Annotated in this window: 13 protein-coding genes; 11 read left to right on the forward strand and 2 right to left on the reverse strand. The window is 50.9% G+C overall.

The window, feature by feature from the left end:
- The first annotated feature begins 74 nt into the window (after positions 1-74).
- The 9 genes from fabG (at position 75) to Q4A89_RS07605 (ending at position 6,094) form a co-directional block, all read left to right on the forward strand.
- Positions 75-800, forward strand: coding sequence for a 3-oxoacyl-ACP reductase FabG (gene fabG, locus Q4A89_RS07565; protein WP_303184681.1), 726 nt, complete (start codon positions 75-77; stop codon positions 798-800).
- A gap of 74 nt (positions 801-874) precedes the next feature.
- Positions 875-1,120, forward strand: coding sequence for an acyl carrier protein (locus tag Q4A89_RS07570; protein WP_303184697.1), 246 nt, complete (start codon positions 875-877; stop codon positions 1,118-1,120).
- 1 nt (position 1,121) lies between these two features.
- Positions 1,122-2,030 (forward strand): lysophospholipid acyltransferase family protein, encoded by a 909-nt coding sequence (locus tag Q4A89_RS07575; RefSeq protein WP_303184682.1) that lies wholly within the window; start codon positions 1,122-1,124, stop codon positions 2,028-2,030.
- Positions 2,008-3,093, forward strand: a complete 1,086-nt coding sequence (locus Q4A89_RS07580; RefSeq protein WP_303184684.1) for a class I SAM-dependent methyltransferase — start codon at positions 2,008-2,010, stop codon at positions 3,091-3,093. The genes Q4A89_RS07575 and Q4A89_RS07580 overlap by 23 nt, the downstream gene beginning before the upstream one ends.
- A gap of 19 nt (positions 3,094-3,112) precedes the next feature.
- Positions 3,113-3,568 (forward strand): pseudouridylate synthase, encoded by a 456-nt coding sequence (locus Q4A89_RS07585; RefSeq protein ID WP_303184686.1) that lies wholly within the window; start codon positions 3,113-3,115, stop codon positions 3,566-3,568.
- Between the two features lie 13 nt (positions 3,569-3,581).
- Positions 3,582-4,004: a thioesterase family protein gene (locus Q4A89_RS07590; RefSeq protein ID WP_303184688.1), complete on the forward strand. Its 423-nt coding sequence runs from the start codon at positions 3,582-3,584 to the stop codon at positions 4,002-4,004.
- Complete coding sequence (locus Q4A89_RS07595) at positions 4,001-5,188, forward strand: beta-ketoacyl synthase (RefSeq protein WP_303184689.1); 1,188 nt, start codon at positions 4,001-4,003, stop codon at positions 5,186-5,188. Before Q4A89_RS07590 ends, Q4A89_RS07595 begins: the two co-directional genes overlap by 4 nt.
- Entirely contained in the window at positions 5,185-5,817 is a 633-nt protein-coding gene (locus Q4A89_RS07600) for a hypothetical protein (protein WP_303184691.1), read from the forward strand. The genes Q4A89_RS07595 and Q4A89_RS07600 overlap by 4 nt, the downstream gene beginning before the upstream one ends.
- Positions 5,818-5,836: 19 nt before the next feature.
- A complete protein-coding gene (locus Q4A89_RS07605) occupies positions 5,837-6,094 on the forward strand; it encodes a phosphopantetheine-binding protein (protein ID WP_303184692.1) in 258 nt (85 codons plus the stop codon).
- Positions 6,095-6,321: 227 nt separating this feature from the next.
- Here Q4A89_RS07605 and Q4A89_RS07610 read toward each other — a convergent pair whose 3' ends face one another.
- Positions 6,322-7,404, reverse strand: a complete 1,083-nt coding sequence (locus tag Q4A89_RS07610; RefSeq protein ID WP_303184693.1) for a hypothetical protein — start codon at positions 7,402-7,404, stop codon at positions 6,322-6,324.
- A gap of 56 nt (positions 7,405-7,460) precedes the next feature.
- Entirely contained in the window at positions 7,461-8,525 is a 1,065-nt protein-coding gene (locus Q4A89_RS07615) for a hypothetical protein (protein ID WP_303184694.1), read from the reverse strand.
- Positions 8,526-8,734: 209 nt separating this feature from the next.
- Between Q4A89_RS07615 and Q4A89_RS07620 the strand changes: the two genes are divergently transcribed.
- Positions 8,735-10,648, forward strand: coding sequence for a sensor histidine kinase (locus Q4A89_RS07620; RefSeq protein ID WP_303184695.1), 1,914 nt, complete (start codon positions 8,735-8,737; stop codon positions 10,646-10,648).
- Positions 10,645-11,274, forward strand: coding sequence for a response regulator transcription factor (locus Q4A89_RS07625; RefSeq protein WP_303184696.1), 630 nt, complete (start codon positions 10,645-10,647; stop codon positions 11,272-11,274). The genes Q4A89_RS07620 and Q4A89_RS07625 overlap by 4 nt, the downstream gene beginning before the upstream one ends.
- Positions 11,275-11,354 lie beyond the last annotated feature (80 nt).

An 11,354-nucleotide genomic window follows, 5' to 3' on the forward strand; every position in this document is an offset into this window, starting at 1 on the left:
GGTTTTTCGAATATCGTTTTTTTTCATACTTTTGCACTCATTTTACTGTATAGGGTTAGAAAGAAAGGTTTTATATGAAATATGCATTAGTAACGGGAGGCTCGCGGGGCATCGGCCGGGCAATCTGCACGACATTGGCTGCCAAAGGAAATCCGGTCCTTATCAACTATACATCGAATGAAGCTGCTGCCGAGGAGACGAAAGCGCTTATCGAGGCGAATGGCGGAACGGCGGAGCTGCTGCCTTTCGACGTGTCGGACGAAGCTGCCGTCGACAAGGCGCTTGAAGGCTGGGCAGACAGTCATCCCGACGACCATATCGGTATTCTCGTCAACAACGCCGGTATCCGTCAGGACGCCATGATGATTTTCATGCAGAGCGCGCAGTGGCGTGACGTGCTGGACATCTCGGTAAACGGGTTTTTCTACGTCACGCGACGCGTATTGAAAGATATGCTGATGAAACGCGACGGACGCATCGTCAATATCGTATCCCTTTCAGGCTTGAAAGGAATACCGGGACAGACGAATTATTCGGCCGCCAAAGCGGCCGTTATCGGTGCGACGAAAGCGCTGGCGCAGGAAGTGGCGCCGCGAAAAGTAACGGTCAATGCCGTTGCTCCGGGATTTATCACAACGGATATGACAAAAGACCTGAACGAAGCGGAACTGAAGAAGAACATTCCGCTGGGACGGTTCGGGAAGCCCGAGGAAGTTGCTTCGCTCGTCGGCTTTCTCACCTCCGACGAAGCCGCTTATATTACCGGCGAGGTGATTTCGATCAACGGAGGGTTGCTCTGACCTTGTCTCATTTCCATGGTATAACCTTTGAATAATTTAACAAACAACAAAAGATATAAATACAAGAGAGCATGATAGAAAGAAAAGAAATAGAAGCGAGAGTCAATGAGTTTTTAATCGAAGAGATGGAGATCGAAGCCGATGTGATTCGTGACGAGGCTTTGTTGAAAGACGATTTGGGATTAGACAGCCTTGATTTTGTCGATATCGTGGTTATTGTCGAAAAAACGTTCGGTTTCAAGATTAAGCCCGAAGAGATGGCGAACGTACTTACGGTAAAAGAATTTTACGATTACATCGAGTCGAAGGTAAGAGGCTGAGATGCGCGGAAAAGAGAGAGAGTGGGATGGAGTGACCGGTGGCACGACTTTGGGGCAAAAAGCGATGAAGATTACGTTCTCCGTCGTGAATGTCCGTGTCGGATACGCCATTCTCGCGTTTGTCGTTCCGTTCTACATGCTTTTTCGTCGTAAAGGGTATTTGTCGATTTATCGGTATTTCCGACGACAACACGGTTATTCGTCGATGAAATCGTTACTTTGGACGTATCGCAATCATTTTGTTTTCGGACAGGCGATGCTCGATCGCTTTGCCGTTTATGCCGGACAGAAGAATTTTAAGGTCGACAGCCCCGATAACGACTTGTTCACCTCGATGTTGGAGAAACCGTACGGCTGTATTGTTGCCGGTGCGCATGTGGGAAATCCTGAGTTATGCGGCTACCTCCTCCGACAGCAGAAGAAGCGGATTAATTGTCTGATATACGCAGGAGAATCCGAAGAAGTACAAAAGAACCGCACGAAAATTCTGGAACCCAATAATATCCGTACGATACCGGTTTCGGAAGATATGTCGCATATTTTTCTGATCAACGAAGCGATGAAGAACGGCGAAATGGTCAGCATGCCGTGCGACCGCACCTTCGGCAGCAGCAAGAGTGTCGAGTGCGATTTTCTGAACGGCAAGGCCGACTTCCCGGTCGGAGCATTCGTCCTTGCGCGGCAGTTTGATGTGCCCGTACTGGCCATGTTCGCGCTGAAAACGAAGGCCTCGCAATACCGCATCCGTATCGTGCGTATCCCTGTGCCGGCAGAAAGCTCGAAACGTGCACAGATCGAAGCGATGACCCGCACATTCGCTCGCGAATTGGAATGTATCGTAAAAAAATATCCCGAACAGTGGTTTAACTTTTATAATTTCTGGAAAGATGAACATGTTTCCTGCGCTTGAAAAAAAATATACGAAAGAACAGCTGGGGATTCTTGAGGCGCAACGACGGGCACACGAAATTGCGTTTGCTCCCGTGACGTTTCAGGTATCGCGGCTGATGATCAAATTCGGCATCTTTCGGTTGCTGGACGAGACCAAAAGCGGGTTGACTCTTGACGAAATCGCGGATGCGACGAAGCTGTCGCGTTATGCCATTCAGGTATTGCTCGAGGCTTCGCTTACGGCGCAAACCGTCTTGTATGTCGATGGACGGTTTGTGCTTTCCAAGACCGGCTGGTTGCTGCTCACCGATCCGCTTATGTCGGTCAATATGGACTTTAACCACGATGTGAACTACCTCGGCCTGTATCATATGGAGGAGGCTCTGCTTAACGGCAAGCCCGAAGGATTGAAGGTGTTCGGGTCATGGAAAACAATCTACGAAGGCTTGTCGTCATTGCCCGATGAAGTACGGAAGAGTTGGCTCCGATTCGACCACTTTTATTCCGACCATTCGTTCGATGAGGCACTGGAGATCGTCTTTTCGTACCATCCCGCACGTTTGCTCGATGTGGGCGGGAATACGGGCCGATGGGCGCTCCGTTGTGTAGATTATAATCAGGATGTTCGTGTGACGATTATGGACCTGCCGCAGCAGATCGGAATGATGAAGCGACAAATTGCCGACAAAGACGGTGCGGCGCGCATCGATGGCTATGAGATTGATTTGCTGAATCCCGACGCGCCGTTTCCGCAAGGTTACGACGCCATCTGGATGAGCCAGTTTCTCGACTGTTTCTCGGAGGCGGAAATTACGAGTATCGTTCAGCGGGCGGCTGCCTCGATGGATGAACAGACCCGATTATTCGTTATGGAGACGCTTTGGGACCGGCAATCTAACGATGTGGCTGCATACTGCCTGACCCAAATCAGCCTCTATTTTACGGTGATGGCCAACGGAAACAGCAAGATGTATCATTCGGACGATTTGATTCGCTGCATCGAAGCCGGCGGATTGACGGTCGAGACGATTCACGACGGACTGAAAAGCGGGCACTCCATACTGGTTTGCCGGAAGGCGTAAATGTTTACACCTCTATCGGATGATTAAAGATTTCGACATACTGGAATTGCTCCCACAACGCCCACCCTTCGTGATGGTCGATAAACTGACGTATGATAACGAGACGAGTACCCGGAGCACTTTCGCCATACGCGAAGGGAATCTGTTTTGCTCCGGCGGCCGTATGGAGGAAGCCGGGCTGATTGAAAATATGGCTCAGACATGCGCTGCGCGGATGGGCTATCGCGCCCGCACGGAGCCGCAAAACGAAGGCGCGGTCAGGGTGGGTTTTATCGGCGCCATCAGAGGCATAACGATCGTTCGTGCTCCGCTCGTCGGCGAAGTGCTGACAACGACGGTCGAAGTGAAGGAAGAAATTTTCTCTACTTCACTTGTCGAAACGAAAGTGCAAGTGGGTGACGAAGTGATTGCTTCGGGCTCGATGAAAATATTTCTGACGGACCGGACGGCATCGCCGGATGTAAGTGCACCATAAACAAAGAACGAGGATGGAGAACGTATTAAAAGCATCGAAAGAATTTGACGTACGGTTCAGCGAGGTAGACTCGATGCACATTGTTTGGCACGGCTCGTACGCGCTTTATTTCGAAGATGCTCGCGAAGAGTTCGGGCGAGTGTTCGGCCTGAGTTATCACGAGTATATCGCCAACGAATGCTTTGCGCCGCTCGTAGATTTAAACTTTCAATATAAGAAACCGTTACTCTACGGGCAACGTGCGCGCATTGACATCACCTATCGTAACACGCCTGCAGCCAAGGTGATTTTCGATTACGAGATTAGGCTCCTCGACGACGAGAGCCTCATCGCTACCGGCTCCTCGACACAAGTCTTCCTCGATCGCGAATACCGGCTGATGTGGACGAACCCGCCGTTTTACGAAGCATGGAAAAAGAAACACGGCCAGTTATGACGATCTGTACGGGCGATAACATCATCTCTTCGCTCGGTTTTACCGCCGAAGAAAATTACCGGAACGTGAAGCAGGGCCGGACCGGATTGCGCTTGTACCGCGAGCGCTTCGGACTGCCCGAACCGTTCATGGCCTCGGAGATCGATGACACGGCTTTGAACGCGGCCTTCGCGGAGACCGAGATCAAATACGCTCCTGCTGCCATGACGGCAAATTATACGAAGATAGAGAAGGCTTCTATTGTCTCGGTCGCCGGAGCTTTGAAAACGGCCGCGATCGACGCGTCGGACAAGCGGGTGCTCTTTATCTTCTCGACGACGAAAGGCAATGTGTTTCTTCTCGACGAGCACGAACGCCGCGGCTATGAGGCTGAACAGGTTTTTCTCTGGCGGTCGGCCGAGCGGATTGCTTGTTTTTTCGGGAATACGAATCCTCCACTCGTTGTCTCGAACGCGTGTATCTCCGGTGCCGCGGCGATCATCGCCGCGCAGCGTGAATTACGTGCGGGGCGATATGATCATATCATCGTCGTTGCCGCCGATATGTTGTCGCGCTTTGTGATTTCGGGCTTTCAGTCGTTCAAAGCCTTGTCGCAGGAGGTATGCAAGCCGTTCGACCGTGACCGTTGCGGATTGAATCTCGGGGAGGCTGCGGCGACTCTTATCATGACCGAGCGTCGCGCGGAGGAGATAGATGCCGGCGAGGTTGTCCTGACGGCCGGAGCCGTCCGCAACGACGCGAATCATATCTCCGGCCCCTCACGCACGGGCGAAGGCAGCTATCTTGCCCTGCGTTATATTCTGGAAGGCATAGCGCCCGGCGAGGTGGCTTTTGTCAATGCTCACGGCACGGCTACGCCTTATAACGACGAGATGGAGTCCATCGCCTTGACACGCGCCGGACTGGCCGATATCCCGGTCAACAGCCTGAAAGGGTATTTCGGGCATACGCTCGGCGCGGCAGGCGTGTTGGAGAGTGTCATCTCGATCCGAGCCCTTCGCGAGGGGATTGTTTTAAAGACGCATGGCTTCGAGACGCTCGGGGTCACGCATCCGCTCCGCGTCGCGTCTGAAACGCATCCGACAACGAGTAGCCGGTGCGTTAAGATGCTTTCCGGCTTCGGAGGATGTAATGCCGCGCTGCTGTTTACGAAACATATACCCGATCAGGCCGTAGAAAGATGAACTATATACATACATACTGTACGATAAATCTGGAAGGAGTGAGCCTGAACGGTGAGACGTGTTTCGTTCCCGATCCGGAACATCTTCCGATGCATGATTTCTTCGCAGCTACGTATCGCGCTCTCCAAATCGACTACCGCAAATTCTACAAGATGGACGCGCTCTCGAAGCTCGGCTTTCTCGCCTCCGAATGGTTGCTGAAAGGGTTCGACCGAGAGCAGCCGAAGGAAGATATGGGCATCGTGCTCTTCAACCGCAGCGCATCGCTCGAAGCCGATGCAGCATATCAGGAAACGATTCGCGACGAAGAGAACTTCTTCCCTTCTCCGGCCGAATTTGTCTATACGCTGCCCAATATCGTGACGGGCGAAATCGCCATCCGAAACAAAATCTTCGGAGAGACGATGTTTTATGTGTTGCCCGCCTTTCAGCCCGAAACGATTTGTACGATAGTCGACGACACACTGGCAGCTAACGGTATGCGATACGTGCTGGCAGGATGGACGGAAGTGAACGGCAATACGTTCGACGGACGCATGTTGCTTTGTTCGACAGACAACCGACCGATAACCGACAAACGGTCACCCCTGCCGCTGACGGCGGGACATTTGACCGAATTATTTAGCTAACAATATAATTAAAAGAACAATGGACGAACTGATTTTAGAACTTAAAAACGAACTGATTAAAGTGCTGAACCTCGAAGGGGTGAAGCCTGAAGATATTGGAGACGACAGCGAGCTTTTCGGCGAAGGATTGGGACTCGACTCGATCGACGCGCTCGAACTGATCGTGCTGCTCGAGAAGAACTACGGCATCAAGCTCAAAGATCCCGCGCAAGGCAAAGAGATCTTCAAATCCGTGCGCACGATGGCCGAATACGTACAGGCTAACCGCACGAAGTAATCTCGCACAGTATCGACAGGAAAGAAAGGCGGTGTGTCATAACGGGCGAACTGCTTCGTTGCTTGCGGAATGTAAGCTCGGTTACATACGTTAGTATGCTCCCTCACTCTCATCCTTAGCGCCTTGCATTTCACCCATTCTTACACACCTAAAGAGGATGTGCCCAAACATTGCGTTTTGACACACCCTCTTGACGTGTGAAGGAATGAGCGAAGAGATGAAAAGGGTTACCGTCCGATCGGTTTGATAACCTTCCGAATCACGTCCACATCAATCATAAAGTACATGTCGAAATAATCATCGTTCGTATATTTACTGAAGTTGCTATTGAATGTTTTTACATTCGTCAAAGTGGCTTGCTCGAACGATGCTTTCGTCCCGACCATGGTTGTTTCCAGCAGATAGAGCTGCTTCTTGTTTCTATCGGCATAATATCCCAGATAGACGTGCCCGGGCTGGAAAATCATGACTGCATGGATACCGATTTTCCTGAGTATGCTGCAGAAAAAGACGGTGCCGTCGGCGCAGTTCGCTTGCGTATTGTTCATGATTTCATCGGCAAAACGAATGTATTGACTGGCTACCTTCGGGTTACTGTTGCTCGTGTCGGTGATGCTGCTATACTTTACGCCCATGGCGCGAAGGGTGAGAAAGATAGCCGCTACCTGCCGGATTACGCTTTCGGGCGTGCCGCCCTGATAGCCGTAAAACGCATCGAGCGTAGTATAACGGAGCACTTCTTTCAAAAACGCATCGACGATCGGACTGTCTTCGTTGATATACGAACCCATCAGGAAGAAGAGCGGATACGTCTTGTTGTCGAGTTGAGCGGCAAGCACACATTCATTGATCGCGCGATAGCTTATCTTCATATCTTTGCGTCCTATTTCCCGCCCGCCTTTATCCGTACATACGAAGGTGATATCGGTATAGCCGGGTTGAGCCATTCTTTTCAGATCTTCGTACTTCCACTTCAGCTTGGGTGAGAAGACATTATCGCCTTGTTTCACTTTTTGCACGATGACCGTCTGATAGTTCACGACGCTCTCCTCGATGGTGATGCGAATTTCGGCATTCTTGTCGGAGCGATAATGAATATAAAAGAAGTCGATGGCTTGGTCGGTAAGTCGTTCGACTTCGGCCAGACCGAAGATGGCCGACGTATAGATCGTATTCTTCAAATCGGGTTGGAATTTGACGTCGAAAGTTCCGTGACCGTTTCCGTCCGGTAAAATATTCTGATCTTCCGGGTTGCAATTTGTCAGCGCGAGCATCACAAAAAGCGCCAAGCATATTTTGATAGTTTTCATTGTGAGTTTTATTTAATACGTTTATAAATCGTTTTTTTTATCTGTCGTTGATGGGATTACCGCCATATCAGCATATCACTGCATGCGATACCGCCTGCTCCCGTAGGATTTTTGAGCCAGATGGCGCCGCTTTTTTTATCATCCAGATCATACAGTTTTCCGTCGGCCGGAATGATGGCGATGTAGCCGAATTTGCCGCCGGTAGCCGATACCCACGAGCCATCGGGATAGTCGTGATCGCTCCAGGCTGTGCCGCTGGAAGAGTCGCCGGTAAAGGCGATGTATTTTCCGTCGGGCGAAAATGTCGGGCGATGTTCGCCGTCCCATTCAATCACCTTAGATGTCCGGCTCGTCGTGATCTGTTTCAGGTTGCTTCCGTCGATGTCGCACATCCACAAGTGTCTGTTACGGCGGAATACGAGCTTTGTCCCTTCCGGGTTCACGGTCACATAACTGTCGCCCTGCCCCAAGTCGAGCACTTTCGGCGCCGACCGGTACCCGTTTGACGGGCTGCACTTATAGAGCTTGTTCCCGATTCGGAAATATAATGTATTGTCGGCCGTCCAAACAGGTTTGCCGTAGCGCAAGAAACTGATACCTTCTACCATCCAGCTGCTTATCGCATCGCCCGTCTGCATGTCGAGGATCGTCAACGGCAGATCTGAGAAGTGCTGCGCTTCTACGGCTACATACTTCTCGTCAGGCGAGAGATGGCCGTACGTTGTCTTGATATCTCCCCATTCATAGTTGAAGTCGCGGAGATTTTGTCCGTCATTGAGACCTTTGTACGTAATCTTTCCTTTATTCTCGCGAAGCACGAACCGTCGTTCGTCGAAATTAAAAGACCCTTCTACATCCATTGTTAACAAAATCTTCCGATTATCCCACGAAATATCAAACGCATCGAAGAATGAGGATGCTGTTCCCATGGACATCCATTCTTTCTCTACTTTTCCGGATTCGAGGTTGTAGTACCCTGCTTTTCCCGCAAAGAACCAATACAACGTGCCGGGCAGCTTTTTCCCGGCTCTTCCCGTGCCACCTATTCCTTCATCTTTACTGCACGACGTGCACGATACGCAGAACGTCAGCACCAGCAGCATGGTCATTATTTTTCTCATATGATGATAGCTTTTTATTTGTTTTTCCTACTCGTAAGGCTTTTCGGACTCCGCCTCTTTTTTTTGCAAAGTTAGTCGGTAGGAAAGGCCTTGTCAATCGATTAAAAACAGTATTTGCGTCTACTTGTTTTCCGGTATATTGATGTCCGCAAGCTTATTTCAGCGCGTATTTCACTATCTTTGTCAATCGAATTGATGATGCCCCGTATATGAAGAACGTCTATTTTTACATCGTCCTGTTTCTGTTCGTTTGGACGAATGCCCAGGTGCGTGCCGACGAGCTCTCAGAGCTGAACCGCGCGGTGAAGGAAGCGCGGACGTCTGAAGAACAGTTCGGGGCACTCATGAGGCTTTCGGATTACTGGTCGTATCGCGATACGCTCAAAGCGTTTTCGGTTTTGCGTCAGGCGCGTCCGCTGACAGAAGGCAACGCTTACAGGATGGGTGTTTACCTTTTCTACGAGGCCGGTATTTATTTCGGATATGACAATACCCGCAGCCAGCGTTTATACATGGAAGCCGAAGAAGCCCTCAAAGCGTTCGACACGCCTGAGGCCTGTCGGTACCGGGCGCGTCTGTGGCACAACTACGGGGCGTTGGCACAACAGTCGGGCGATGATAAAGCGTTTCTCGACCTCACGCTCATGTATTGTATCCCGCTGGCAGAGCAATCGGCAGACGATGATTTGCTGATGGGCTACCTGACGGATGTCGGGATCGTGTTCTTCAACAACAAGGAGTATGACAAGGCGATGGAGTACTATCTTCGCGCCGTGTCGTTGGTGCGTAGCGAGCAGCACGAAACAGACAACTTGCTTTGGGTTTACCTGAATATGTTCGATGTGCATAGTTATCGAGGCGAGCAGGAGAAAGCGGAAGAGGTATTGCAGAAAGCGGCCGATTTGTTACAAAAACTTCCGGGAAGCAAGCTGGCCGGCGTTTATTACAAGAATGAAGCCCGACATTTTAATTTGCAGCACAAGCCCCGGCAGGCGTTGGAGAGTATAGAGAAAGGCATGCGTCAGGCACTGACTTATAACTTTTATTGGGATTATATTTCGCTCAAATACGAAAAGGCGCAGATATACAAAAACCTCGAACGATGGAAGGAGGCAGAGGAAGTGCTTCGGGAGCTGTTGGAAGATCCGAACAACAAGCTAACGGACAAGAACAGGCTGGCCTTGACCTACGAGCTTGCCGAGCTGGAGACACAACTGGGCAATGACCGCCGAGCTTACGAGTTGATGCGGCAGCATAGTCGGTTAAAAGACAGTATAAACGCGCTCGACTATAAAAAACAGCTCGCCGAGATGGAAACGCGCTTCCGGACGGCTGAGAAAGAGCAGGCCATCGCGATACTCGAAAGCAGAAACCGGCTGCATACCACGATGATCAGTGCAGGCATTACGCTCGTCGCTCTGCTGCTGCTATGGATTGCGTACGCCTGGAACGCGCGCAGGAAACGTAATCGCAAAGACCTCTTGCTTTTGCAACAACAGCGCGAGATAGAAGTCGCCGAGGCGCTGATTGATGGGCAGGAACAGGAGCGCAAACGCTTGGCGCAGGAACTTCACGACGGCCTTGTAGGGCGTGTAACCGGCATCAAGATGAAAGTGGAACGGCTGATGCGCAACAAGGAAAACAACGATTTGCAAGAGATTACCGGGCAGCTCGATACGACCATCACCGAGTTGCGTCATACGTCGCACAACCTGACTCCGGCCTCTTTGCAGAAGTCGGGGCTCGACGAAGCGATTCGAGACTTCTGTGCCTCCGTTCAGACGGAGCAGCTTCGCATACGACTCTATACGCATGGCCTGACCGCCATCGGCAATCCTCATCATCAACTGGCCATCTACAGAATCGTTCAGGAGCTTATCACCAATGCGCTACGCCATTCCGGGGCTACTGAAATCGTCGTACAATGCACGTTCGAAGATGGCCTGCTGCTCATCGAAACAGGCGATAACGGCCGTGGGTTCGATGTCGAAAAGAGCCCGCGTAACATGGGACTGAACAATATCGAATCACGCATCAAATACCTCGGTGGGACGTTTGAGATTGATTCGCGTCCGGGACGCGGTACCAATATCAATATTGAATGTAAACTCCAGACTATATGATTCGAATCATCATTTGCGACGACCATCCACTTATTCATCAGGGGTTGCAAAGCATCATGGAAGAACACCCCCGCATTGAGGTGGTAGCTGCCGCCGCTTCGGCTGAGCAGTTACGGCTGCTCCTTCCGCATACGCCCGCAGACATCCTGTTGCTCGACATCAATTTGCCCGATGGAAACGGTATCGAGCTATGTGCCGAAATAAAACAAGCTTATCCGGCACTGAGAATTCTTGGCATAAGTAACTTCTCCGAACGGAGTATCATCCTTCGTATGCTCAACAGCGGCGCCTCGGGCTACCTGCTCAAAAGCAGTCCGATGGAAGAAATTGAGACGGCCATCATCCGGATTTATGAGAGTGGCGTGTATCTGGGCAAAGACGTACAACATTGTCTGGCCACTTTTTCGGCTCAGGGCGTCGAAGAATTACCGCCCGTTACCCCGCGTGAAAAAGAGGTGATTCGCTATCTTTCGCAGGGGCTCAGCTCCGTCCAGATTGCCGAGAAGATGTTCGTCAGCCCCCTTACGGTCGATACACATCGTCGCAACCTGCTGCAGAAATTTAAAGTGAGCAAAACCGTCAATCTACTCCAGCGTGCCAAAGAGCTGGGTATTCTCGATATATAATGTCGTTCGTCGCGCTGCGCGAATGATTTTCATTCACCGTCGAATGATTTTCATTCTTTTGAGCGTATATGACACAAAGG

The organism is Tannerella sp., assembly GCF_030528505.1.
GTDB lineage: Bacteria > Bacteroidota > Bacteroidia > Bacteroidales > Tannerellaceae > Tannerella.